Here is a 24582-nt window from a genome sequence, read left to right as displayed (position 1 = left end):
CGGGTGCGGTGTCTCCGTGTCAGGACCGGGGGACGCAGACCGACTCGGCGCTCAGGCTCAGCCCGTCGACGGTGCCGCGGATGCTCGCCGTGGCGGGGTCCGCATCCGTTGACGACGACCAGTAGTCCCGCCCCATCGCCCGGCCGCTGACCTCGAGGCCCTCCGACGTCCACAGCGCGGTCACGGCGTCGAACGGCTCCTGCGCGTCGTCGACGATCTGGAACACGGGCACGATGCTGAACGCCGTCGCGCGGGTGCCGGTCGCATCGGGTGACCAGGTCGATCCGGGCGGCGCGCACTGTTCGGTGCCCGTGGTCACGGTCGCCGGGACTCCGGCGGCCTCGGCCGAGCGCTCGAGGAACGCCCGGAGCGTCGCGGCCCGGTCGCTGACGTCGGCGGGCACCCACGGGGTCGGCGACGGGCCCGACGTCGGGGTGCCCGGGGCAGTGGCGTCCTGCGGCTTCTCGGCGTCGAGGGGGAGTCCGAGCCAGCCACTCGTCCCGTCGATGCCGACGGAGAACGCGGTGCGCGGAGCGCGGTGTGCGTCGGCGGCTTCGTCCTTCGTCCGGACGAGGACGTCGGCGACGGCACCGGTTCTGTCGCCGTAGATCGACAGGGAAGGCCGTTCGGGCTCGGGAGCCGCTCCGTGCTCGTCTGCGGGTGCCTGCGCAGCGTCGGCGTAGGTCGTGCCCGGTGAGTAGTACAGGCCCTCGACGTCGTGGTCACCGTCGCGGTCGAACCCGTCGATCGTGCGCAGGAGTGCTCGCCCGGGGTGCGTCGCCGTGATCCCCACCGAAACGTCACCACGGTCCAGCGAGGCCGGGTGGCCAACGACGATCGGACGGGCCTGCGCGACGGCGTCGGTGAAGCTGACGCCCGGCACGAGCCAGATCGTGGAACGTGACGGGGTCGCCCACAGCCGGTGCACGAAGGGCTCCGTGCGCAGCCGTCCGGCCAAGTCGACGACGTCGGGGTCCATCGGGTCGACTGCGACCGGCGCCGACGCCCGGCCGCGGGGCACGTCCACGGTCACCGACAGCGTCGTGCCGGTGACGCCCCGCGCTGCCGTGTGCCGGATCCGTTCGGCGACGGCGAGGTCCGTCGTGTCGGCCTGCACCTCGAGCGAGGTGATCCAGTTCTGCGCGTCGTCCTTCGCGTCGACCTGACGGATCTCGCCCTCGGCCGTGTCGACCCCGGGCAACCGCTCGACCCGGGTAATGAGCTTCGCGAGCGCCGGTTCCGACCCGGCCGGCGGTGGTGGCGACGTGCACGCGGCGAGGGCGAGCACGACGCCGAGCGCGGTCGCGAGGGCTGCCGCTGAACGTGTCCGTGCGCGAGCCCCCATGCGTCCGAGTCTAGGAACGGCGTCTCGCCGCCCGGAATCGGTCGCGAGACCCATCCGTGCTCAGCGCAGGAGCACGAAGGAGCGCAGCGGATGGGGTTCGACGTCGTGGACCTCGACGAGGCCACGTGACTCGTAGAACGCTCGCTGCCCCGGCTCGTTGTCGGTGAGCAGGACCGTCTGGCGAACGCCGGCGTACCGCTGCAGGACGGCGTCGAGCAGCGCACCACCGATGCCGGACCGATGCGCGGACGGCAGGACGAGGACGTCCTGCACGTACACGATCGTCACCCCGTCGGAGACCGTGCGGAGCAGGCCGAGCAGGTGGCCGTCGTCGTCGCGGGCCGTCAGCACGGTGTGGGAGCCGGCGATCGCCGCGGTGAGGGCTGCGGGGTCCTGCGTGTACGCGGTCCACCCGACGGCGTCGTACAGCGCCACCAGTTCGTCGGTGCCCGGTCGTTCGTCGCTGATCGTGGTGGTCACGGTGCCCATCGTGCCCGAGCCGGACGCGTGATGCGGCCTCGGGATCACACCGGGGCGACCGTCAGCGATCAGCGGGGTGCGTTGCGCCGGACTCGACCTCGCGCATGGACGCGGTGATGTCGATCGGTCGGGTGTCGGGGAGCGTGATGTCCTCGGGGCGGATGGGATGCATGCTCATGCCTCCTCGTGGTCGATCACGCGTCGGGCGCCGGCTTCGACGCCCATCGCGACGAGCAGGGTCATGAACCCGGCGAAGCGGACGACCTCGGAGACACCCATCAGGGCGGCCCACGCGGTGAGCTGCGGTGCGCGGGTGAGGGAGTGCCGTCGGGCCGTCGGTGCGGACTCGGGAGCGGTGATCGTCGTCATGGGGTGCCTTCCGGTGGGATTGGTGCCAATCCTCCGGATCGGGACGCGGCGCCTCGTCGTCGTCGTCGTCGCGGATCGTCGAACCTACTGCGTCCGCAGTACGTGTCGGTGAGGTGGAAGCAGGAGACTCGGGGGATGACGAACGACGGTGATCTCGTGCTGCCACCGAACCCGTGGTGGCTCCGGTCCCCGGCGCTCCTGCCCGAGCTGGCCGCGGGCCTCGCCGTGGCCGGTGCAGCGGTGGAGATCGTCCGAGTCCTCGTCGCGGGCGCCGGGGTCTTCCCGTTGGTCGGTGTGCTGCTCGGCATCGCCGGTGTGGCCGTGGCTCGTCGCTACCCGTGGCCGGGGGTGCTGCTCACCGTGGTCGGCTGTGCGGTGGCAGCGGTGCAGGGGTGGGACCCGATCGTGGGGTGGACGATCGTGGTGTTCGCGCTGTTCTCCGTCACCCTCCGCGGTGCGGCCCCGTTCCGCATGGTCGTCGCGACCGCGCTGCCGCTCTACCTCGTGGTCGCGGTGGAGTCCGGTGCGGGGCTGGTCAGTCCCGACGCGTTGGCGGCGGTCGCGGCGTGTGCGGCTGCCGGCGCCACGGGGGCCGCGGTCTGGGCACAGCTCCGGTACTGGTCGGCCCTGCGGGAGCAAGCCCGCGAGGCGATCGCGTCACGGGATCTCGAAGCGCGCCGACGCGTGGACGCCGAGCGGCTCCGCATCGCCCGCGACCTGCACGACGTCGTCGGTCACCAGATCGCGGTGGCGAGCATGCACCTGGGTGCGGTCGAGGTCACCGTCGACCGCGACCCGGTGACGGCGGCACGCGCAGCAGGTGACGCGCGTGAGGCGTTGCGGATGGTCACCGCCGAGACGCAGCAGATCCTCGAGCTCCTCCGGTCACGGGATGCCGCTCCGGACCAGACCGTCGCCGGGCTGGGCTCGCTGCCCGCGTTGGTGTCGTCGTTCACGTCGATCGGGCTCGACGTCGTGGCTGACGTCGAGCTGCCGGACGAACCGGTCGCCCCCGTGGTTGAGGTCACCGTCTACCGCGTCGTGCAGGAGGCCCTGACCAACGCACACCGGTACGGGACCGGCCCGGTCACGATCACCGTCCGCGCCGAGCAGGGTCGACTCCACGTGGTCTCCGACAACCCACGCGCGCCGCGGACCAAGCAGACGCAGGGGTCCGGGTTCGGGCTCGTGGGCATGCGCGAACGCGTCGGGGCCGCAGGCGGGACACTGGACGTCGACGAACGACCCGATCGGTTCGTCGTGCACGCCGTGCTGGCGCTGGACGGAAGGAAGCTGTCGTGACGACGATCCTGCTGGTCGACGACCAGGCGATGATCCGCGTCGGGCTCCGCACCATCCTCGAGGCGCACGACGACCTCACCGTCGCCGGCGAGGCCGGCGACGGCTTCGAGGCCCTGCGGTTCCTCGAGACGACGACGGTCGACGTCGTCCTGTTGGACGTGCGGATGCCGGGGATCGACGGCGTCGAGACCACACGCCGCCTCCGTGAGCGGTTCTCCGCCGAGCAGCTCCGCATCGTCATCCTGACGACGTTCGAGCAGGACGAGATCGTGGTCTCGGCGCTCCGGGCGGGTGCGAACGGCTTCCTCGGCAAGACCGTCGGACCCCGCGAGCTCGTGGCGGGCATCAACGAGGTCGTCCTCGGTGGTGGAGCACTCTCCGCGGCTGCGCAGGCCGCGGTCATCGCGCAGGTCAGCTCCCAGTCCGACCGCGTCATCGACACCGATGCGCAGGAACGTCTCCGAGCGCTGACCCCGCGTGAACACGACGTGGTGGTGGCGATCGCCCGCGGTGGCGACAACGACCGGATCGGCCGGGAGATGTTCGTCTCGCCCTACACCGTGAAGACCCACGCCAACCGCGCGATGGCGAAGCTCGGCGTCCGTGATCGTGCGCAGCTGGTGTCCCTCGCCTACCGCGCCGGACTCGTCGACTGACCAGGACCTACTGCGGACGCAGTAGGTCCGTCGCTCCGACGGGACGACGGCCGGACGGAGCGTTGCTCGGAGCATTGAGGAGTACCCGCCGCGACGGTCTCCGCGTGGCTTCCTCTTCTTCTCTCCGGGAGCATCATGCCCAAGGTCCTCGCCGCGATCGGACGCTTCAGCGCCCGGCACCGGCTCATCATCGTCGCCGTCTGGTTGGTGCTCTTCGCGGGCCTCACCGCGGTCACCGCCGCCGGCATGGACACCAGTGCCACCGGCTCGGCCGGCAACACGACCGCCGCCGCGAAGGCGCTCACCGTCGTCAACGAGAAGTTCGACCTCGGTTCCTCGTCGTCGGGCGACGCGAAGACGCTGCAGCTCGTCCTCCAGGCGCGAGACGGAGCGAAGGTCACCGACCAGGCCACCGCCGCCGAGGTGCAGGCAGTCCTCGCCGACGCGAAGAGCCTTCCGCGCGTGCAGACGGTCTCGGACCCGTTCGCCCAGCGGAACCCGATGGTCTCGAAGGACGGCACCACGGTCATCTCCACGCTGACCTTCTCCGGCGTCACCGAAGCGAACCAGGAGAAGACGTACGACACCGTCCTGGACTTCGCAGCAGACCACCGTGCTGCCTTCCACGCCGAGGTCGGCGGGCACCTGTTCGGGGACACCTACGCCACCTTCGGTCCCGGCGAGGTCATCGGGATCCTGGTCGCGTTCCTGGTGCTCTTCCTGACGTTCGGTTCGCTCCTGGCCGCCGGAGCGAACATGCTCGTCGCGATCTCCGGGGTCGCCGTCGGGACGGTCGGTGTCCTCGCGTACTCCGCGATCAACCCGATCCAGGGGACCACCCTGACGCTCGCGACCATGCTCGGCCTCGCCGTCGGGATCGACTACACGCTGTTCATCCTCACCCGGTTCCGCTCGGAGCTCCGCGAGGGGCGCAGTGTCGTCGACGCGGTCGCCCGGGCCACCGGCACCGCGGGCACCGCAGTCGTGTTCGCGGGCCTCACCGTCATCATCGCCCTCGTGGGTCTCGTCGTGACCGGCAACGAGGTCATCACCGTGATGGGCTTCGCCGGAGCGTTCAGCGTCCTGATCGCGGTGCTGATGGCCCTCACGCTGCTGCCCGTCCTCCTGGGGACCCTCGGTTTCCGTGCACTGCCCCGGAAGCAGCGCAAGCTCCTCGCCGCCGGTCAGCCGATCCCGCAGCGCCCCGCGAACCGCAAGAACTTCCTCCGCGGGTGGGCCAGGTTCGTCACCGGACGCCCGTGGCTCGCACTCTTCGGCGCCGTCGTCGTCCTCGGGCTCGTCGCCGCACCGGTCCTCGACATGAAGACGGCCTCCAACATCCCCGGTGGCTCCGACCCGACGTCGTCCGAGCGGAAGGCCTACGACCTGATCGTCGACGAGTTCGGCGGCATCCAGTCCCCGTTGCTCGTGCTCGTGCAGGGCGACGACGTCACCAGCAACCTCACCGCGGTCGAGGACGAGATCACGGGCCTCGACCACGTCGAAGCCGTCGTCCCCGGCCAGGTCACGAAGACCGACGACGCCGCACTCCTCACCGTCATCCCGACCGGCGGTCCGATCGCCGAGAGCACGAAGCAGCTCGTCACGGACATCCGCGACGAGACCACGGCGATCAGCGGCGTGCGCGTCGAGGTGACCGGCGAGACCGCGATCGGGCTCGACGACACCGCGCAGATGAACCGGGCACTGATCACCTACATCATCGTGATCGTCGCGCTGTCGTTCCTGCTCCTGATCGTGATGTTCCGATCCCTGCTCGTGCCCCTGTTCGCCACCCTCGGGTACCTGTTCTCCGTCGGGGCGGCGTTCGGTGCATCGGTCGCGATCTTCCAGTGGGGCTGGCTCGACCCGCTCATCGCCGCACCCCAGGGTGACCCGATGTTGAGCCTGCTGCCGATCATCCTGGTCGGGGTCCTGTTCGGGCTGGCGATGGACTACCAGGTGTTCCTCGTGTCCCGGATGAAGGAAGAACACTCCCGTGGGCTGAGCCCGAAGGACGCCGTGTTCTCCGGGTTCACCAAGTCCGGCACCGTCCTCGTCGCAGCAGCCACGATCATGGCCGTCGTCTTCGCGGGCTTCGCCACGAGTGAGATGGCCGTCGCCGCGTCGATCGCCGTCGGGCTGCTCGTCGGGGTCCTCGCAGACGCCTTCCTGGTGCGGATGATGATCATGCCGGCACTCCTCACGCTCTGCGGGGAAGCAGCCTGGTGGATGCCGCGCTGGATGCAGAAGGTCATCCCGAACCTGGACACCGAGGGCCACGGACTCGACCGGGCTCCCGAGCACGACCGGGGGACCGGGGCCGTCCCGGTGCCGGTCAGCTAGTCGGCCAGCACCTCAGGACCGAAGGAGCCGTCCCGCTGCGATCGCAGCGGGACGGCTCCCTCCGTGGCGGCAGCAGCCCGTGCTCGAGACCGGCCGGCTGACCGCTACGAGGTCGCCTGCCCCTCCGGCACGAACGCCTGCACGGACAGCAGTGAGGCATCGGCCGACGCACACGCCTGGTAGTCGGTGTCCTTCACGAACAGGGACTGCTTCGACCCGGGCGGGTACACGCGGAAGCCGTCCGGGGTCTCGGGCGAGCAGTCGCCCGCCGAGTAGTTCTCGGCCCGGACGATCTTCAGCGGTGCGACGGCGGTCTTGCCGGGAGCGAGTGTGACGGTCGGGTGCGGGGAACTCTTCTCCGCGACGGCCGCCGCTCCGATCTGCTTGCCGCTGCCGCCCCCGACGAACGAGACGCCGGGCCACCCCTGCACGGTGCAGGTCGTCGACCCGGTGTTCTCGAGCACCAGGTGCACGATGACGCTGCCGGCGGCACCACCACTGCCGGCCTCGATGCGTCCGGCGAGCGACGACACCGCGCACCGGTCGCCGGAAGACGAACCGGTGGACGGCCCAGAACCGGACCCGGAGGACGGTGCCGCGGAGGCGGACTCCTCCGACGACTGCGGGGTGGACGCCGACGCGGACGGCGACGGTGCGGGCGCCGTGACGGTCTCGGTGGCGGCGGGCTGCCCGTCCGAGGCGCACCCCGCCAGGGTCCCGACGGCGACGAGCCCGGTCACGACGAGCAGGAACTTCGATCGGCTGCTGCGTTGCATGGTGCACAGGCAACCACCGAACGCCGCATCCGGTTCGGTCGGCGTCCAGGGACCCCGGGCACACTCCGAGGCAAGCAACCCGAGCAGCGGAGGTCGGACATGACGGGCAAGCACGAACAGGCACGAGGCGACGAGGGTCGCGCGGACGGGGTCGAGCCCCGGGCCGGAGCCTTCACGGACAGCGAGATCCCGGGCGAGGAGCACGTCGAGTCGACGGAGCCCGTCGGCGAGTTCGTCTCGAGCGACATCCCCGGCGAGACGCGTCCGACCGGAACCGGACCCGATGGCGAGTACGTCGACTCGGACATCCCCGGCGAGGCCGAGCCGGCCCAGAACGGCGAGGTCGGGGAGTACACCGACACCGACAAGGCCTGACGAACCCGAGCCGATGCGAGCCCATACTCAAGGATGAGTACTCATCCTTGAGTATGGGCTCCTCTGCGTCGTCGCTCTGCGCCTGACGGTCAGTCGATCAGCTCCGCCGCCACCAGGCGGCGGAGCGTCTCCACGCCCGCAGGCGGGCAGCGGTCCGCGTCGGCGGAGGTGATCCACTCGACCTCGTCCACCTCGGCCGAGGCGACGGGCGTGGCGGAGTCCAGCGGGCCTCCCGGCCGGACCAGGAACAGCGTCATCGCGACCATGGTCCCCGGAGCCTGCCCGTGGGCGGGCTCGAGCACGACGCCGAACGGGTCGACGTCGTCGGCGGTGAGCCGCAGGCCGGTCTCCTCGTACGCCTCGCGCACGGCGGCTTCGACGTCGGTCTCGTGCGGCTCCGCCTTGCCGCCGGGCAGGTAGAGCACGTCGCGCGCGCGGGCGCGCACCATCAGGACGCGTCGGTCACGCACCAGCAGCAGCGCACTCACGCGCAGCGTGGGTGGTTGCGAGCCTGTCTGGAGGCTCAGCTCGCGTCCGCCTGGTCGTCGCGATCCGAGGCGGTCGGGTCCAGTGCCGTGCGGTCGGCCAGCGGGACGACGGGCGACGGCAACTCCGGCTCGGCCTCCGGCCGGACGCCGTACAGGGAGTCGATCGCCCCGACGAACTCCTCGCCGCGACCGGCGCGACCGAGCTCACGAGCGCGGACCGAGGGACGGTGCAGCAGGACGCCGACCAGGTGCCGGAGCGCCCGCTCGGTGTGCTCGACGGACTCGCCGTCGGCGTCCGCGCGGCGCTTGGCCCGCTCGATCTCGTCGTCGAGGATGTCGAACACGTGCTTGCGGAACGCCACGAGCGCCGGGGTCGTCGACTGCTCCATCGCCTGCGCGCGGAACCGGGACACGGCGTCGTCGACCATCGCGCGGGCCTCGGACTCGGCGTTCAGCTCGGAGATCGGGGCGTGGATGCTGATCGTCTCGAGGTCGAGCAGTTCGACGCCGTCGACACCGGCGGCCGCGGGGTCGACGTTGCGGGGGAGTCCGAGGTCGATGACGATGCGGCGGACCCCGTCGTCGAGGTCGGCCGGTGCGACGACCGGGACCTCGCTCGAGGTGCAGGTGATCAGGATGTCGCTCTCGCCGATGGCCTGGCGCAGGTCACGGGCGGCGACGAGGTCGTGCTTCGCGGCGAACCAGGGCGCCCGGCCCGAGGGCGAGAACACCTGGATGTTCGTGGCGCCGCGGTCACGCAGGGCGGCGATGGTGGTGGCCGCGTAGCTGCCGGTGCCGACGAGCAGCACGCGGGTGCGGGCCCAGTCGGTGACCCGCGACGAGGCGAGTTCGAGGCCGAGGCGCACGAGGGACCGGCCGGCGGCACCGATGCGGGTGCGGGTCTTGACGCCGCGCGAGGTGTGCGCGGCCTCTTGGAACAGGCGCTCGAGGTCCGAGGTGGTGGTGCCGTTCGACCGGGCGTCCTCGAGCGAGCGACGGACCTGGCCGGAGATCTCGGTCTCGCCGACGACGACGGACTCGAGACCGCTCGACACGGCGAACAGGTGCTGCACGACGTCCTTGCCGTCCAGCACGTTGACGGAGTCCAGGACCTCGGTGGCGTCCAGGTCGCTCGCAGCGGCCACGGCCTGCACGGTGGCGGAGACGGCGGACTCGCTCTCGTCGCCCGCGATGTCGAGGTACGCCTCGAAGCGGTTGCAGGTCGCGAGGACCACTGCACCGTCCAGGACGCCGGCATCCGTGACGAGTCGGCTGGCTGCCGCGGGTGCACCGATGCTCAGTCGCTCCAGGAGATCGAAGCTGGCGTTGCGATGCGACGCCGTGAGACAGATGAGCACGTAGTCAATGGTAACGCGCTCGATGGGAGAATCATCCGGTGACCGAAGCGACGACCACATCCCTCCCCGACTCCCACCCCCTGGCATCAGGGCGGACGAGTGGTTCCCGCCTGGTGCGGGCCCTGCGGGGTGACCGTCCGGAGACGCTCCCGGTGTGGTTCATGCGGCAGGCCGGACGGTCCCTTCCGGAGTACCGGGAGCTTCGGATCGGCACAGCCATGCTCGACGCGTGCCTCGACCCGGAGATGGCGTCGGAGATCACCCTGCAGCCGGTGCGCCGGCACGGGGTCGACGCGGGCATCTTCTTCAGCGACATCGTCGTGCCGATCAAGCTCGCCGGTGTGGAGGTCGAGATCGTCCCCGGTCGTGGCCCGGTGCTCTCGTCGCCGATCCGCACCCCCGCTGACGTCGACGCCCTCGAGCAGCTCGACCCCGCGGCCCTCGCCCCGATCGAGCAGGCCGTCCGACGCACGGTCGAGCATCTCGGCGACACCCCGCTGATCGGCTTCGCGGGGGCGCCGTTCACCCTCGCCGCCTACCTGGTCGAGGGGGGCCCGTCCAAGGACCACATCCGCGCCCGCACGCTCATGCACGCCGACCCCGAGACCTGGTCGCGGCTGCTCGCCTGGGCCGCCGAGGTGTCCGGGATGTTCCTCCGGGCGCAGGTGCTCGCCGGGGCCTCGGCCGCGCAGCTCTTCGACTCGTGGGTCGGGTCGCTGTCCCGCGCCGACTACGTCCGGTCCGTCGCCCCGCACTCCGCCCAGGCGATGTCGCACGTCGCCGAGCTCGGGGTGCCGCGCATCCACTTCGGCGTGGGCAGCGGCGAGGTCCTGGCCGACATGACGACCTTCGGCACGGACACCGTGGGCGTCGACGCGGTCGGGGTCGACTGGCGCCTGCCGCTCGACCAGGCGGTCCAGCGCGTCGGCAACGGGGTCAGCGTGCAGGGCAACATCGACCCGGCGATGCTCTCGGCGCCGTGGGATGTCCTCGAAGCGCACGTCCGCGACGTCGTCCGTCGGGGTGGCGCCGCACGGGCCCACGTCGTGAACCTCGGCCACGGGGTCCCGCCCGAGACCGACCCGGACGTCCTGACCCGCGTGGTCGAGCTGGTCCACTCGCTCGGCGACGGCCGCGCGGACGACGGTGCAGCGCAGGACGGAGCCGGCGCGTGACCGACGTCGTCGTGGTCGGCGGCGGGATCGCCGGGCTCGTCACCGCCCGTGACCTCGCCAAGGGCGGCGCCCACGTGGTGCTCGTCGAGTCCTCGGGTGCGCTCGGGGGCATGATCCGTCGGCACACCGTCGGCGGGATCGACCTCGACATGGCGGCGGACTCCTTCGCCACCCGCACGGACGCCGTCGGCCGCCTGGCGATCGAGCTCGGACTCGGCAACGACGTCGTCGCCCCCGACCCGCGCGGCGCCTGGCTGATGACCCGCGACGGCCGGACCTCCCCGATCCCGGCGACCGGACTCCTCGGCATCCCGAGCACCCCGATGGCCGCCGACGTGCTGGCCGTGGTCGGGCAGAAGGGCGGCCTGCGCGCCCAGATGGACTCGCTGCTGCCGGCACCGGTGGGTGCCAAGGCCTCCTCGCTCGGCGAACTCGTCCGCCGGCGCATGGGGGAGCGGGTGCTCGACGACCTCGTGGTGCCGATCGCCGGTGGCGTGCACTCCACCCACCCCGACCAGCTCGACCCCGACCGGGTGGCCCCGGGCCTGCGCGCCGCACTGCTGCGCGAGGGCTCACTCGCCCGGGCCGTCCTGTCGCTGCGGGCACGCGCGGCCGCCGGCACCCCGGTGCAGGGGATCCGCGGGGGGACGGTGCGCCTGGTGGACGAGCTCGTCGCCGACCTGGAGACCTACGGGGTCGAAGTCCGGCTGCACACCCGGGCGACCCGCATCGAGGCGCACGCGGTCGAGATCGTCAGTGCCGAGGGCACGACCGAACGGCTGCCGGCCCAGCACACCCTGTCCTCCGTCGCCGACCCGGAGCGCACCGCCGCCCCCGACCGGACGGGCATCCAGCTCGTCACGCTCGTCGTCGGCCAGCCCGAGCTCGACGCCGCCCCGCGTGGCACCGGGATGCTCGTGCACCCGGACGCGCAGGCCGTGTCGGCGAAGGCCCTCACGCACGCGACGGTGAAGTGGCCGTGGCTGGCCGACGTGGCGGACGGACGCCACGTCCTGCGGCTCAGCTACGCGGCCACCGCGACGGACCCTGCGGGCGTCGCCACGAGCCTCCCGGTCGACCCGACCGACCCCGTCGGCAGCCGTGCCCTGCAGGACGCGTCCACGCTGCTCGGTGTGCCGATCACGGCCGACCGCGTCAGCGGAGCCGCACGCGTCGATTGGTACGGACCGGACCTCACCGCGGCCGGGCTGGCCGAGGGCGTCGTCGGGATCGGCGAGGCCTCGACCGGACGCGGCCTGGCGGGGATCATCGCCGCCGCTCGGAAGGCAGCCGACGAGATCCTCGGTTCCTGAGCGGACCGCGCAGCCCCTGAGGGCTACTGTTGGTGAGACCGCCGGACGTATTCCGTTCGGTGCATGACCACCGCACAACCAATGCACGGAGGAATCGCACATGCGCGGAAAGCTCCTGTTCGTCGCCGGCGCCGCACTCGGGTACGTCCTGGGATCGCGAGCCGGACGGGCGCGGTACGAGCAGATCAAGACCGTCAGCGGCAAGGTCTGGAACAGCAACGGCGTCCAGAAGGGCGTGCACGTCGCCGAGGACTTCATCGCCGACAAGACCCCGGACGTCGCCGAGTTCATCGGTGAGACGACCAAGAAGGCCGTCCGCAAGGTCGGCCAGAAGAAGGACACCACCACCTCATGACCGACACCCGCGATCGCAAGTCGCGTTCGCTGTTCGGCCTGGTCGGCGACGTCCCGAAGCTCGTCAAGGGCCTGGTCAAGGGCGAGATCGACCTGCTCAAGGCCGAGATGCTCGCGAAGGCGAAGATCTTCGGCCTCGCAGCTGGTCTGCTGGTCGGTGCGCTCGTCGTCGTGCTCTACGCGATCGGCGTCCTGCTGACCGCAGCCGTGATGGGCCTCGCGACCGTGATGCCGGCGTGGCTGGCCGCACTGGTGGTGGCCGTGGTGATGCTGATCATCGCCGCGATCCTCGGCCTGATCGGCTGGAAGCGCCTGAAGAAGGGCCTGCCGATCACGCCGAAGCGCACGATCGCCAGCGTCAAGGACGACATCAACGCGGTCAAGGGCCTCGGCAAGAAGCCGACCCCGCCGACGCAGTACGGCAGCCGCAAGCCGGACGTCGACGGCCGCTCCTGAGCGCCGACAGCCCCGACAGCCGCACCACCGACGGAGGAACCGTGACCGACCCGCACGACGATCTCGCTGCTCGCGTCGCCGCGACCCGCGCCCAGCTGTTCGACACCCTCGACGCGATCGAGGACAAGCTCAACGTCCCGAAGCAGATCGGGATCGCGGCGTCGAAGTTCAAGCGCGGCCTCGACGAGAAGCCGGTGCCCTACCTGGCCGGTCTCGCAGCCGGTGTAGCGGTGGTCGGGGGTATCGTCGTGCTGGTGCTCCGACGGCGGTAGACCGCCCGAGCGCGGTCCACCGGATGCGGGGCGGCCAACACCCTGGCAACCGATAGGACAATGGATCCATGAGCTCCGACGCGCCCACGAACACCGGGCCCGTGCCCGCGCACGACCACCCCCACACGGAACCCGCCGAGACCGGTCAGCCGGACTCCGGGATCGACCCGAACCTGCTGACGGCCTACGCCCTCTGGGCCGTGTTCCGCCGGCCCCTCGGTCCGGTCCACCGCGTCGGCGACGACGCCGTGGCCGAACTCGACACCGTGATCGCCAGCGCCGCCGAGCGCGGGGTCACGATCCGTGGCTTCTACGACGTCTCGGCCTTCCGTGCCGATGCCGACGTCATGGTCTGGCTGCACGGCGACGACGCACAGACCATCCAGGCCGTGCTGCGCGAGATCCGTCGCACCGGCCTGTTCCAGGACGCCGAGCCGGTCTGGCACGTCATGGCCATGCACCGCGAGGCCGAGTTCAACAAGCGGCACACCCCCGCGTTCCTGCGTGGCAAGGACCCCGAGGCGTGGATCACGGTGTACCCGTTCGTCCGCTCCTACGAGTGGTACCTGCTGCCGGAAGAGGAGCGCTCGAAGATGCTCCGCGACCACGGCATCGCCGGCGCGAAGTACCGCCGCGTGCTCACGAACACCATCGCGACCTTCGCCCTGAGCGACTACGAGTGGATCCTGCCGCTCGAGAGCCCGGACCTCGTCGACCTCGTCGACCTGATGCGCGATCTCCGCTACACCGAAGCGCGCATGCACGTGCGCGAAGAGGTCCCCTTCTTCACGGGTCGTCGCGTGACGACCGCCGAACTCCCGGAGGTGCTGTCATGACCGACACCAGCATGATCACGAACGGCCAGGTCCTCGCCGCCACCCCCGCGGCGGCGTCCGGGCCCGAGCACGTCGAGACCCCGACCGCGTACGACGCGATCCTGCTCGCCGGCTTCGGCGGCCCCGAGGGTCAGGACGACGTCATCCCCTTCCTGCGCAACGTCACCCGCGGCCGCGGGATCCCGGACGAGCGCCTGGAAGAGGTGGCGCACCACTACCGCCACTTCGGCGGCGTGAGCCCGATCAACGCGCAGAACCGTGCGCTCAAGGCCGCGCTCGAGGCCGAGCTGGCGTCGCGCGGCATCGACATGCCGGTCCTCTGGGGCAACCGCAACTGGGAGCCCTACCTCGAAGAAGCCTTCACCGAGGCGGCGGACAAGGGCTACACGAAGCTCGTCGCCATCGCCACGAGCGCGTACTCGTCGTTCTCGAGCTGCCGGCAGTACCGCGAGGACTACGCCCGCGTGCTGAACGAGACCGGTCTGATCGACACCATCCAGATCGACAAGATCCGCCAGTTCTTCGACCACCCGGGCTTCGTCCGTCCGTTCATCGACGGCGTCCGTGACGGCATGGCCCGCGCGATCGCCGAGAACGAGGGCCTGGACGTCGCGACCGAGCTGCAGGTGCTCTTCTCGACGCACTCCATCCCCTCGACCGACGCCGCCCGCTCGGGCCCCGACTACCGCGGGTTCGACGAGCACGGCGCGTACGAGGCGCAGCACCTGGCCGTCGGCGAGGTCGTCCTCGACCAGGCCTGGGCCGAGCTCCTCGAGCAGCCCGAGCACGCCCACCTGCAGGGCACGTCGAAGCCCGCCTGGAAGCTCGTCTACCAGTCGCGCTCCGGCCCCCCCACGCAGCCGTGGCTCGAGCCCGACATCAACGACTACATGAACGAGGACCTCAAGGGCGGCCCGACCCGTGCCGTGCTGATCGTCCCGCTCGGCTTCGTCAGCGACCACATGGAGGTCATGTGGGACCTCGACGAGGAAGCCACCGAGACCGCTGGTGAGCTCGGCTTCTGGTCGCTCCGCACGCAGACCCCCGGCATCGACCCGGCCTACGTGTCCGGTCTCGTCGACCTGGTGCTCGAGCGGGTCAACGGCACGCCCAAGGCCGAGCGTCCGCACATGACCGACATCGGCCCCTGGTACGACGTGTGCCGTCCGGGGTGCTGCGAGAACGTGCGAGCGGGGTTCAAGCCCGCCGCCGCGGGCGTCGCTCCGTGACCGACACGACCGTGAACGACCCCAGCGCCACAGGGCCCGACGGCCCGACCCCGATCCGGCTCGGCACCCGTGCCAGCCGGCTCGCGGTCGCGCAGTCGCAGGACGTCGCCGACCGCCTGGCGAAGGCGGCCGGCCGCCCCGTCGAGCTCGTCACCGTCACGAGCGAGGGCGACACGAACCGTGCCTCCCTGGCCTCGCTTGGCGGCACCGGTGTCTTCGCCAGCGCCCTGCGTGAAGCGCTCGTCGCGGGCGAGGTCGACGTGCTGGTGCACTCGCTCAAGGACCTGCCGACCGCGCCGTACCCGGGCCTGACGATCGGTGCCGTGCCGAAGCGTGCGGACGCCCGTGACGTCCTCGTCGCCCGGAACGGCGCCACCGTCGACACCCTGCCCGAGGGCGCGAAGGTCGGCACCGGTTCGCCCCGTCGTGCCGCGCAGCTCCGTGCGCAGCGCCCCGACCTCGACGTGGTCGACATCCGCGGCAACATCGACACCCGCCTCGGCCGGGTGGACGACGACCTCGACGCCGTGGTGCTCGCCGCCGCCGGGCTCGGCCGCATCGACCGCCTGTCGGCCGCCACGGAACTGCTCGACCTCGGCTTCTGGCCGAGTGCTCCCGGACAGGGTGCGCTCGCGGTGGAGATCCGGTCGGACGAGACCGACCGTGGGCTGCTCGCCGCACTCCGCAAGATCGAGCACGCCCCCACCCGCCTGACGGTGACGGCCGAGCGCGAGGTCCTCGCCAAGCTCGAGGCCGGCTGCTCCGCCCCGATCGGTGCGACGGCCGTCGTGGACGCCGAGCTCCTGCTCGTGTCTGCGACCGTCTACCGCCCCGACGGCACCGAGTACCGCACCGCGTCGCACGCGGCCGTGCTCGACGGTTCGGCGCAGGAGCGTCTCGACGAAGCACTCGCGGTCGGTGGCCGTGTGGCGACCGAGCTGCTCGAGAACGGCGCCGCTGACCTCGCCGACCTGGCGACCACCGTCGCCGAGGACACCACGGGCGGGCCGTACACCGCGGGCCCCGGCCTCGCGACGCCGGCCGAGTAGGCGGTCACCACGGAACCCTCCACCACCGCGACGGACGAGGCGCGACCCCCGGTCGTCCTCGTCCCGCGTGGCGGTGCGTGGGGGGACCGGGTCGCCGAAGCGGCGCGGGCCCGAGGGCTCGCGCCCGTCGTCGTCCCCCTCATCACGGACGCTCCGCCGTCCGACCCTTCCGCGCTCGATGCTGCGGTCCGCCGCCTGGTCGCCTCCGGTGCGGCCGGGAGGCCCGGATCGCCCGGTCCTGTTCGTGACAGAACCCCCGTGGCTGGTTACGCATGGGTGGTGGTGACCAGTGCGACGGCCGTGACGGTCCTGTCGGAACGCATGGCGGGCCTCCCGGCCGGGGTGCGCGTCGCCGCGGTCGGCGAGCCGACCGCCCGTGCCGCGCGCGCTGCGGGCTGGGTCGTCGACCTGGTGCCGGACGAGACGTCCGCAGCCGGCCTGGTGCAGGAGTTGCCGGACACCGACGGCACCGTGCTGTTCCCCCGCTCCGAGATCGCGGCACCCACGCTCGCCGACGGCCTCCGTGCCCGCGGCATCGACGTGGACGACGTGGTCGCGTACCGTACCGTGGGGACCGGCGACGAGCCGATCACCCTCGAGACGGCGCCCGCTGCGGTGCTCGTGACGAGCGGCAGCGTCGCCCGCGAGATCGCCCGCCGGATGACCCCGCTCGACCCCCGCACCATCGTGGCCTGCATCGGCCCCGGGACCGCGACCGACGCCCGTGCGGCCGGACTCCCCGTGCACGCCGTCGGACGCACCCGGTCCGCAGAAGCCCTGCTCGACGCCGTCGTCGAGGCACTGAACCCAACCACCCCCCACCAGGAAGGTCACCCGTGACTGGACGCTTCCCCCAGGTCCGCCCCCGTCGGCTCCGCGCCACCCCCGCGATGCGACGACTCGTGGCCGAGACCCGGCTCCACCCCGCCGAGCTCGTGCTGCCGATGTTCATCCGCGAAGGCGCGACCGACGCCGTGGACATCTCGAGCATGCCGGGGGTGCAGCAGCACTCCCTCGACTCGTTCCGCCGCGCGCTGGTCGACGCCGCATCGGTGGGTGTGGGTGGCGTGAACCTGTTCGGCGTGCCGACCACGAAGGACGCCACCGGCTCCGGTGCGACCGACCCGGACGGGATCCTCAACGTGGCGATCCGCGTCGCTCGGCAGGAGGTGGGGGATGCCCTCGTGGTGCAGTCCGACCTGTGCCTCGACGAGTTCACCGACCACGGACACTGCGGTGTGCTCGCCGCCGACGGCTCCGTCGACAACGACGCCACCCTGCTGCGCTACCGCGACATGGCGGTCGCACAGGCCGAAGCCGGTGCCGAGCTGGTCTGCATGAGCGGCATGATGGACGGCCAGATCGCCGCCGCACGTGACGCCCTCGACGGCGCCGGACACAGCGGCACCGCGCTGCTCGCCTACGCCGCCAAGTACGCCTCCGCGTTCTACGGTCCCTTCCGTGAGGCCGTGTCGTCGTCGCTCGTCGGTGACCGCCGGACCTACCAGATCGACGCCGCGAACGGTCGGCAGGGGCTCCGCGAGGTCGAGCTCGACGTCGACGAGGGCGCCGACATCGTGATGGTGAAGCCCGCGATGAGCTACCTCGACGTGCTCGCCGAGACCGCTGCGACCTCGCCTGTGCCGGTCTGGGCGTACCAGATCTCCGGCGAGTACGCGATGATCACCGCAGCAGCGCAGAACGGGTGGATCGACCGCGACGCCGCAGCGATGGAGTCGCTCGTCGGCATCAAGCGCGCCGGTGCCGACGCGATCCTGACCTACTTCGCCGTCGACATCGCGCGGAAGCTCAACGAGGAAGCGGGCCTCCGCACCTCGGGCAGCACCGCGGACGTCGCCGGCATCGCCTCGACCGGGAAGGCCCCCGAATGACCACGAACGACCAGCTCTTCGGCCGTGCCAAGAACGCGATCCCGGGTGGCGTGAACTCCCCGGTCCGCGCCTACGGGTCGGTCGGCGGCACCCCGCGGTTCCTGGTGTCCGCGAAGGGCGCCTACGTCACCGACGCCGAGGGTCGCGAGTACGTCGACCTCGTCGCGTCGTGGGGTCCCGCGATCCTCGGGCACGCCCACCCCGGCACGGTCGAGGCCGTGCAGCAGGCCGCCGCGCGCGGACTGTCGTTCGGGGCGTCGACCCCGGGGGAGACCGAGCTGGCCGAACTCGTGAAGCAGCGGGTGTCGGTGGACGGCGACGGCCCCATCGAGAAGCTCCGCATGGTGTCGACCGGCACCGAGGCCACGATGACCGCGATCCGGCTGGCCCGTGGCTACACCGGTCGCGACCTGCTCGTGAAGTTCGCCGGGCACTACCACGGGCACTCGGACTCCCTGCTGGCCGAGGCCGGCTCGGGCGTCGCGACCCTGGCGATGCCGGGCAGTGCGGGCATCACCGCCGAGACCGCCGCGCAGACCCTCGTGCTGCCGTACAACGACCTCGACGCCGTCCGCCGGGCCTTCGACGAGCACTCCGAGCGCATCGCCGCCGTCATCGTCGAGTCGGCCGCCGCGAACATGGGCGTCCTGGCACCGGAGCGCGGCTTCAACCGGGCACTGGCGCAGATCACCCGGTCGCACGGCGCGCTGCTCATCGTCGACGAGGTCCTGACCGGGTTCCGCGTCGGCGCTGCCGGCTGGTGGGGCCTCGAGGCGTCGAAGGTCGTGCCGGACGGTGCCGGGTGGAAGCCCGACCTCATCACGTTCGGCAAGGTCATCGGCGGTGGCATGCCCCTCGCCGCACTCGGCGGACGGCGCGAGGTCATGGACTTCCTTGCCCCGCTCGGGCCGGTGTACCAGGCGGGGACCCTGTCGGGGAACCCGTTGGCCGTCGCCGCCGGCATCGCCACGCTGCGGGCCGCGACGCCGTCGGTGTACGAGTCGCTCAACCGCACCGCTGCCGTCATCTCCGCGGCCACGTCGGAGGCCCTGTCGGCCGAGGGCGTCGCCCACACCGTGCAGCGCGCCGGCAACCTGTTCTCGTTCGCGTTCACCGAGCAGGCACCGCGGAACTACGACGACGTGCGGGCGCAGGACGTGTTCCGCTACGCGCCGTTCTTCCACGCGATGCTCGACGCCGGGGTGACCCTGCCGCCGAGCGTCTTCGAGGCGTGGTTCGTCACGGCCGCACACGACGACCGTGCCGTCGGACGGATCCTCGACGCCCTGCCCGCGGCCGCGAAGGCTGCTGCCGCCGCGACCGCGTGACGGGCGCGGAGGCTGCTGCCGCCGCGCCCGCGTGACGGGCGTCGGGGCTCAGGAGCAGTCGGCCTTCGTGAAGGTCGTGTCGACGGTCTTCGACGAGCCCTCGAACTTGTACGTGTACCGCATGTCGACGTCCTCGTCGAGGAGCTTCTTCGTCTCGCTGTTCGAGCAGAGGTTCGGCCCGACAGCGTCGCGGATGGCCCCCTCGGTGATCGAGGCCGGATCGACGTTCGACGACACCGTGTAGTCGTAGTGGATCGCGGCGCCCTCGGCCTCGATCCCGGTCCACGTCGTGACGGAGTCGACCTGCTTGGGCAGGTCGCTCTGCTCGCGGATCTGCTCGACGGCCTTGGAGACCTTCTCTTCCGTGGAGTCGCTGAAGGCTGCGTTGAGGCCCTGGCGGACGAGGAAGGCCACCACCACGGCAACGACGACGCCGAGCACCGAGATGAGGACGCGCTTGCCGCGGGAGGACGACGACTTGGGCGGGGGAGCGTAGGGAGCGGCTCCGGCGGGGGCGGGGGCGGCCTGGGCGCCAGGCTGGCCGGCGGGCTGCTGCGGCTGCTGCGCGTAGGGCTGGCCGGCGGGCTGCTGCTGCGTGTAGGGCTGGCCGGCGGGCTGCTGCTGGGGCTGGCCGACGGGCTGCTGCGGGTACTGCTGGCCGTTCGGCTGGCCGGCGTTCGGCTGCCCGGCGTTCGGCTGCGGCTCGGACCCCGGGTAGGGCGGCGGCGTGTTCGTCATGGTTCCCCCTGGTGACGGTCCGCGGCGTGACACCGTGGTGCGGTGCCGGGTCCCTCCCCGACACGGGCCGCGGACACTGAACAGCCATTCAAGCACGCGTCAGGCGGATCGGCGTGCCGCCCAGCGCCCTTCCGACCGCAGGATCGCGAGCGGGAAGTCGAACGCGTGCGACACCGCCGACGACGTGATGACCTCGTCCGAGGTGCCCTGGGCCACGACGGCACCGTCGCGGAGCAACATCGCGTGCGATGTCGAGGCCGGCAGGTCCTCCAGGTGGTGGGTCACCATGACGCTGCCCAGCTCGGGGTGCCGGTGCCGCAGCGCGTCGACGGTCTCGAGCAGGTGCTCCCGTGCGGCGACGTCGAGCCCGGTCGCCGGCTCGTCGAGCAGCAGCAGCTGGGGTTCGGACATCAGGGCACGGGCGATGAGGGCGCGTCCTCGCTCACCCTGCGACAGCACGGGCCAGCGGGCGTCGCGTCGTGCGGTGAGCCCGACGTCGGCGATGTGCTGCTCGGCCAGCGCGACCTGCTCGGCCGAGGGGTCCCACCGCATCATGAGGTCCGTCGTGCCGGTCAGCCCGGTCAGGACCGTGTCGAGCACCGTGAGCGGCGAGAGCATCCGGTGCCGGGGGTCGACGTGGCCGATGTGCTCCCGGAGTTCGCGGACGTCGACGCGTCCGAGCCGGCGGCCGAGGACCTCGACCGTGCCGGCGGTGGGGTGTCCGGTCGCGCCGAGGACGGCCAGCAGCGTGGACTTGCCGGCGCCGTTCGGTCCGAGCAGCGCCCAGTGCTCCCCGCGCCGGACGGTCAGGTCGACGTCGTGCAGCAGGTCGCGGCCGGAGCGCGTGACGCGGACCCCGGTGGCGTGGATCAGGACGTCGTCGTGCGGGGCGGTCATGACCCCATCGTGCCCCACCGGGCCGTGACGTCGTCCACGTGCGCCCGTGCGACGTCGACGAACCGGCGGGCCGCGGCCCGGGCGGCACCGACGTCTCCGCTGCCGGCCGCTGAGTCGAGCGCCAGCCAGAGCGCTTCAGCGTCCCACTGCCGGAACGCCGGGGCCTCGGGCAGCGCGTAGGCGAGCCGGGCCATCGAGAGGCGGAGGGCCTGCCGCGTCCAGCGGTTGCCGGACTGCTCGGCCAGGAACCGGGTGACGGCGAACGCGCTCTCCGTGTACCGGTGGTCGCGCACCTGGCCGTCCGCCCGCGCCCGTTCGACGAGCGCGCGGAACTCCTCGAGCGCGGGTCCCTGCAGGCCGGGCAGGACGTGGACGGCACCGTGCGTGAAGACGCCGGGGAGCAGTTCCATGGTGTCACGCCAGGTCGCGAGCGACGGTTCCACGATGCGGTACCGACCGCCGTCGTCCTCGACGAGCCCGAGGTCGTGCAGCCAGCGCAGCCCGTCGAGGACCTGCTCGGGTGGAGCACCGGTCCGTGTCACGAGGTCCTCGAGCGTGTGCCTGGACCCGACCGCCAACGCGTCGGAGCGGACGTCGCGGAGCAGGGCGCGGCCGACCGGGCCGACACGCTGTTCGGTGGTGTCGTCCGCCGAGCGGCTCGTCCGCGGGACCCCGACGTTCCGCCGGTGGATCTCGAACAGCCCGTCGATGACCTCTGCCGCGGTGGTCGCGACTGCCGGGTCGCCGGTGCCCACGGCACGGCCGGTGGTCACGAACCACGCGTGCACGTCGTGGACCGACCAGGTCTGGGTGGGGACGCGTGCCCATCGCATCCGCTCGAACGCACGCAGGCCCAGGCTGCGCACCAGGGTGTTCGGGGAGTGCTCGAACCAGAACTGGCAGGCGGCGGAGAACGCTGTCGGGTACTCCGGCAGCCGGAGGGCAGCGGTGGTGCGAGCCCGCGCGACCCGGCGATCGAGCTCGGCGTGCAACTCCGGAGTGAGCGCCGGGATCGTCGCGCGGAGGGCCGGGCCGACCAGGGACACCCAGAAGTCCAGTGTGTCCGAGAGGTCGGCGTCCGAGAGTTCCTCGTACCACCACGTGCCGTCCGGGCCCCGGGACAGGATGCCGAGGTCCTCGAGCCGAGCGGCCGCTGCACGGACGCGGCCGCGGGACGTGCCCCACTCCCAGCTCAGTGCTTCGAGGTCGACGGCCACGGGCCCGCGGGGGCCGGTCCGGACGTGGGCGAGCAGGGACGCGTAGGCGTCGTCGTTCGCCGCCGCCCAGGGGTCGGCGTCACCCCACTCGCCGGCGACCACGGGTCAGCCGCGGTCGGCGCGGACCGCCTCGATGTGCTGTTCGAAGTTGCGGGTGAGGGCGCGGCCGGCCTCGGCAGCGCCTTCGCCGTCGCGCTCGCTGAGTGCTTCGCGCAGGATCGAGAAGAACGCCTCGGACCCGTACTGCTCGAACGCCGGCGTGGGGTTGAGCGTGAAGCGGACCCGCTCCATGGCACCGACCGCAGCGTTCTGCACCAGGGGGTTGCCGGAGTGCTCCACCGCGAACTCGATGATCTCGGTGAGGGCGCCGCTGAAGCCGTAGTCCCGCACCTTGCGCATGCGGTCGGCCTTGTCGAGCAGAACGGTGAGGGCTTCGACGTCCTCGTCGCTGTACTCGGGGACGCCCCAGCGCAGGCTGAGCTCGAAGAAACCGGCGGTCGCGCGGGTCGCGGTGACCCAGTCCTCGAAGGTCGGGGTGGCGACGCGGGTGTACCGGTTCGCCTCCATCTCGACCAGGCCGATGTCGACGAGCTTCGCGATCGCCTCGCGGATCGGGGTGCGACTCACACCCAGCCACTGGACCAGCTCGTCGTCGTTCAGGCGCTCGCCGTGCTGCAGTGTGCCGTCGCGGAGGGCCGCGAGCATCTTGTCGTACACGACGTCGCGCAGGAGCTTCCGGGGAGAGCTCTCCACGGTGGACTTGGGGACCGGCATGTCATCTCCTCGAGGACGAAATCGACACTCGAAATCCTAGCGTGCCAATATGCAAACGTTTGCTAAATGAATCGCTCGGAAAGCACGCCGGATCAGCCCGTGACGGCGACGACCGTGCGTCCGTGCACCCGTCCCGCGACGACCTCGGCCCCCACCGCGATGGCCTGCTCGGGCGTCACCGTGCGGGTGACGTCCGCCAGGAGCGCCGCGTCGAGGTCGGTCGCCAGTCGGTCCCACGCCCGACGACGGAGCTCGAGCGGGGCGTCGACGGAGTTGATCCCGAGCAGCGACACCGACCGCAGGATGAACGGCAGCACGGTCGTCGGCAGTGCGGAGTCCTGCGCCAGCCCGCACGCTGTGACGGCACCACCCCACCGGGTCGATGCCAGCACGTTCGCCAGCGTGGCCCCGCCGACGCTGTCCACCGCTCCGGCCCAGGTGGCACGCTGCATCGGCTTGCCCGACTCGGACAGGGTGCCGCGGTCGACCACCTCGGTGGCCCCGAGCCGGCGGAGCGAGTCCGTGTTGGCCGCGCGACCGGTCGACGCCGTGACCCGGTACCCGCGGGCCGCGAGGAGTGCGATCGCCACGGTGCCGACCCCGCCGGATGCCCCGGTCACGAGCACCGGCCCGTCGTCCGGCGCGACGAAGCGCTCCAACGCCAGCACACTGAGCATCGCCGTGAAGCCCGCGGTGCCGATGGCCGCCGCGAACGAGTCGTCGATCGCCTCGGGCAGCACGACGAGCGACCCCGACGGCACCACGGCCTGCGTTGCCCAGCCCCCGTGCCGGGTCTCACCCAGGCCGGCGCCGTTCAGCACCACACGGTCACCGATCGCGACCTCGTGCACGCCCGGTCCGAGCCCCGACACCGTGCCGACGACGTCGATCCCCGGCACGAGCGGGTCGAGCCGGGCGACGCCGGGGTTCCGCGCGAGGGCCAGGCCGTCCTTGTAGTTGACGCTCGAGTACGTGACGTCGACGAGGGCCTCGCCCTCGGCCGGATCCGGCAGGTCGACGTCGGTGACGGTGGGCGGGGCTGCACTGGACACGAGGACTGCGCGGGTCATGCGCCGGACGCTACCCCGGGCCTCCCGGCCTTCGGTCCGTTCTTTCCCAGAACGCGCGCGATGCCTGGTGGATTCGGGCGTACTGGATCAGAAGAACCGACCAGGTACGCCCGATTCGACCAGGTACACCCGATTCGACCCGGTACGCCCGATTCGACCCGGCGCGGAGTCGGCGGACCCGACGGGCTGCCCGTTCTTTCCCAGAACGCGCGCGATGGCTGGTGGATTCGGGCGTACTGGGGCAGAACAACCGACGAGGTACGCCCGATCTGACCAGGTACGCCCGATCCGACGAGGGACGCCCGATCTGACCCGGCGCAGACTCGGCGGACCAGTCGGCCTGCCCGTTCTTTCCCAGAACGCGCGCGATGCCTGGTGGATTCGGGCGTACCTGGCCAGAAGAACCGACCAGGTACGCCCGATCTGACCAGGTACGCCCGAAACAGCCCACCCGCCCCAGCCCAGCCCAGCCCCGCCCCGCCCCAGC

General features: G+C 71.8%; 26 protein-coding genes. 15 read left to right on the top strand and 11 right to left on the bottom strand.

Annotated features, from left to right (window positions below):
* Window positions 1-19 precede the first annotated feature (19 nt).
* From DEJ09_RS16475 to DEJ09_RS16465, 3 genes are all read right to left on the bottom strand, one after another.
* On the bottom strand, window positions 20-1345 hold the full coding sequence (locus DEJ09_RS16475; RefSeq protein ID WP_111089273.1) for a hypothetical protein: 1326 nt from the start codon (window positions 1343-1345) through the stop codon (window positions 20-22).
* Window positions 1346-1405: 60 nt separating this feature from the next.
* Entirely contained in the window at window positions 1406-1825 is a 420-nt protein-coding gene (locus DEJ09_RS16470; protein WP_111089289.1) for a GNAT family N-acetyltransferase, read from the bottom strand.
* 174 nt (window positions 1826-1999) lie between these two features.
* Window positions 2000-2194, bottom strand: a complete 195-nt coding sequence (locus DEJ09_RS16465) for a hypothetical protein (RefSeq protein WP_111055248.1) — start codon at window positions 2192-2194, stop codon at window positions 2000-2002.
* A gap of 135 nt (window positions 2195-2329) precedes the next feature.
* Here DEJ09_RS16465 and DEJ09_RS16460 point away from each other — a divergent pair, with 135 nt between their 5' ends.
* The 3 genes from DEJ09_RS16460 to DEJ09_RS16450 all read left to right on the top strand — a co-directional run bounded on the left by DEJ09_RS16460 (window position 2330) and on the right by DEJ09_RS16450 (window position 6498).
* Window positions 2330-3496, top strand: coding sequence for a sensor histidine kinase (locus tag DEJ09_RS16460; protein ID WP_111040031.1), 1167 nt, complete (start codon window positions 2330-2332; stop codon window positions 3494-3496).
* The gene (locus DEJ09_RS16455; RefSeq protein WP_111022404.1) at window positions 3493-4152 is read left to right on the top strand and encodes a response regulator transcription factor; all 660 of its coding nucleotides are present in this window, start codon (window positions 3493-3495) and stop codon (window positions 4150-4152) included. The genes DEJ09_RS16460 and DEJ09_RS16455 overlap by 4 nt, the downstream gene beginning before the upstream one ends.
* Window positions 4153-4287: 135 nt before the next feature.
* On the top strand, window positions 4288-6498 hold the full coding sequence (locus tag DEJ09_RS16450; protein ID WP_111089272.1) for an MMPL family transporter: 2211 nt from the start codon (window positions 4288-4290) through the stop codon (window positions 6496-6498).
* Between the two features lie 104 nt (window positions 6499-6602).
* On the opposite strand, the gene DEJ09_RS16445 is transcribed toward DEJ09_RS16450, so the two are convergent.
* Entirely contained in the window at window positions 6603-7274 is a 672-nt protein-coding gene (locus tag DEJ09_RS16445; protein WP_111089271.1) for a DUF4232 domain-containing protein, read from the bottom strand.
* 99 nt (window positions 7275-7373) lie between these two features.
* Here DEJ09_RS16445 and DEJ09_RS16440 point away from each other — a divergent pair, with 99 nt between their 5' ends.
* Window positions 7374-7649, top strand: a complete 276-nt coding sequence (locus DEJ09_RS16440; protein WP_071404469.1) for a hypothetical protein — start codon at window positions 7374-7376, stop codon at window positions 7647-7649.
* A gap of 89 nt (window positions 7650-7738) precedes the next feature.
* Here the strand turns inward: DEJ09_RS16440 and DEJ09_RS16435 are convergent, their stop codons facing one another.
* Both DEJ09_RS16435 and DEJ09_RS16430 read right to left on the bottom strand, forming a co-directional pair.
* Window positions 7739-8137, bottom strand: a complete 399-nt coding sequence (locus tag DEJ09_RS16435) for an NUDIX domain-containing protein (RefSeq protein ID WP_111089270.1) — start codon at window positions 8135-8137, stop codon at window positions 7739-7741.
* A 35-nt stretch (window positions 8138-8172) separates the two neighbouring features.
* Window positions 8173-9495, bottom strand: a complete 1323-nt coding sequence (locus tag DEJ09_RS16430; protein ID WP_111089269.1) for a glutamyl-tRNA reductase — start codon at window positions 9493-9495, stop codon at window positions 8173-8175.
* Between the two features lie 38 nt (window positions 9496-9533).
* On the opposite strand from DEJ09_RS16430, the gene hemE reads away from it, so the two are divergent.
* The 11 genes from hemE (at window position 9534) to hemL (ending at window position 19399) form a co-directional block, all read left to right on the top strand.
* Window positions 9534-10670, top strand: a complete 1137-nt coding sequence (gene hemE / locus DEJ09_RS16425; protein WP_111089268.1) for a uroporphyrinogen decarboxylase — start codon at window positions 9534-9536, stop codon at window positions 10668-10670.
* A complete protein-coding gene (locus DEJ09_RS16420) occupies window positions 10667-11983 on the top strand; it encodes an NAD(P)/FAD-dependent oxidoreductase (RefSeq protein ID WP_258373934.1) in 1317 nt (438 codons plus the stop codon). The genes hemE and DEJ09_RS16420 overlap by 4 nt, the downstream gene beginning before the upstream one ends.
* Before the next feature lie 100 nt (window positions 11984-12083).
* On the top strand, window positions 12084-12338 hold the full coding sequence (locus DEJ09_RS16415; protein WP_017887727.1) for a hypothetical protein: 255 nt from the start codon (window positions 12084-12086) through the stop codon (window positions 12336-12338).
* Window positions 12335-12793, top strand: a complete 459-nt coding sequence (locus tag DEJ09_RS16410) for a phage holin family protein (protein ID WP_071404474.1) — start codon at window positions 12335-12337, stop codon at window positions 12791-12793. Before DEJ09_RS16415 ends, DEJ09_RS16410 begins: the two co-directional genes overlap by 4 nt.
* A gap of 41 nt (window positions 12794-12834) precedes the next feature.
* The gene (locus DEJ09_RS16405) at window positions 12835-13065 is read left to right on the top strand and encodes a DUF3618 domain-containing protein (protein ID WP_071404475.1); all 231 of its coding nucleotides are present in this window, start codon (window positions 12835-12837) and stop codon (window positions 13063-13065) included.
* A 68-nt stretch (window positions 13066-13133) separates the two neighbouring features.
* Window positions 13134-13901, top strand: a complete 768-nt coding sequence (gene hemQ / locus DEJ09_RS16400; protein ID WP_181433393.1) for a hydrogen peroxide-dependent heme synthase — start codon at window positions 13134-13136, stop codon at window positions 13899-13901.
* Window positions 13898-15130, top strand: a complete 1233-nt coding sequence (locus DEJ09_RS16395; protein ID WP_027467028.1) for a ferrochelatase — start codon at window positions 13898-13900, stop codon at window positions 15128-15130. Before hemQ ends, DEJ09_RS16395 begins: the two co-directional genes overlap by 4 nt.
* A complete protein-coding gene (hemC, locus tag DEJ09_RS16390) occupies window positions 15127-16179 on the top strand; it encodes a hydroxymethylbilane synthase (protein ID WP_258373933.1) in 1053 nt (350 codons plus the stop codon). The genes DEJ09_RS16395 and hemC overlap by 4 nt, the downstream gene beginning before the upstream one ends.
* Before the next feature lie 258 nt (window positions 16180-16437).
* Window positions 16438-17019 carry a uroporphyrinogen-III synthase gene (locus tag DEJ09_RS16385; protein WP_258373932.1) on the top strand — a complete coding sequence of 194 codons (582 nt, stop codon included), beginning with the start codon at window positions 16438-16440 and terminating at the stop codon, window positions 17017-17019.
* On the top strand, window positions 17016-18071 hold the full coding sequence (gene hemB / locus DEJ09_RS16380) for a porphobilinogen synthase (RefSeq protein ID WP_258371260.1): 1056 nt from the start codon (window positions 17016-17018) through the stop codon (window positions 18069-18071). Before DEJ09_RS16385 ends, hemB begins: the two co-directional genes overlap by 4 nt.
* Window positions 18068-19399: a glutamate-1-semialdehyde 2,1-aminomutase gene (gene hemL, locus DEJ09_RS16375; protein ID WP_111089266.1), complete on the top strand. Its 1332-nt coding sequence runs from the start codon at window positions 18068-18070 to the stop codon at window positions 19397-19399. The genes hemB and hemL overlap by 4 nt, the downstream gene beginning before the upstream one ends.
* A 48-nt stretch (window positions 19400-19447) precedes the next feature.
* Here hemL and DEJ09_RS16370 read toward each other — a convergent pair whose 3' ends face one another.
* The 5 genes from DEJ09_RS16370 to DEJ09_RS16350 all read right to left on the bottom strand — a co-directional run bounded on the left by DEJ09_RS16370 (window position 19448) and on the right by DEJ09_RS16350 (window position 24095).
* The gene (locus DEJ09_RS16370) at window positions 19448-20137 is read right to left on the bottom strand and encodes a hypothetical protein (RefSeq protein WP_111089265.1); all 690 of its coding nucleotides are present in this window, start codon (window positions 20135-20137) and stop codon (window positions 19448-19450) included.
* A 99-nt stretch (window positions 20138-20236) separates the two neighbouring features.
* A complete protein-coding gene (locus DEJ09_RS16365) occupies window positions 20237-21034 on the bottom strand; it encodes an ABC transporter ATP-binding protein (RefSeq protein WP_111089264.1) in 798 nt (265 codons plus the stop codon).
* The gene (locus tag DEJ09_RS16360) at window positions 21031-22353 is read right to left on the bottom strand and encodes a hypothetical protein (protein ID WP_111089263.1); all 1323 of its coding nucleotides are present in this window, start codon (window positions 22351-22353) and stop codon (window positions 21031-21033) included. The genes DEJ09_RS16365 and DEJ09_RS16360 overlap by 4 nt, the downstream gene beginning before the upstream one ends.
* Before the next feature lie 3 nt (window positions 22354-22356).
* Window positions 22357-23025: a GntR family transcriptional regulator gene (locus DEJ09_RS16355; RefSeq protein ID WP_111089262.1), complete on the bottom strand. Its 669-nt coding sequence runs from the start codon at window positions 23023-23025 to the stop codon at window positions 22357-22359.
* Window positions 23026-23117: 92 nt separating this feature from the next.
* Window positions 23118-24095 (bottom strand): MDR family oxidoreductase, encoded by a 978-nt coding sequence (locus DEJ09_RS16350; RefSeq protein ID WP_111028749.1) that lies wholly within the window; start codon window positions 24093-24095, stop codon window positions 23118-23120.
* Window positions 24096-24582: the final 487 nt, after the last annotated feature.

Source organism: Curtobacterium sp. MCLR17_055 (genome assembly GCF_003234305.1).
Lineage (GTDB): Bacteria > Actinomycetota > Actinomycetes > Actinomycetales > Microbacteriaceae > Curtobacterium > Curtobacterium flaccumfaciens.
The sequence above is the reverse complement of the archived record's forward strand: the minus strand, read 5'-3'. Positions and strand labels throughout refer to the sequence as shown.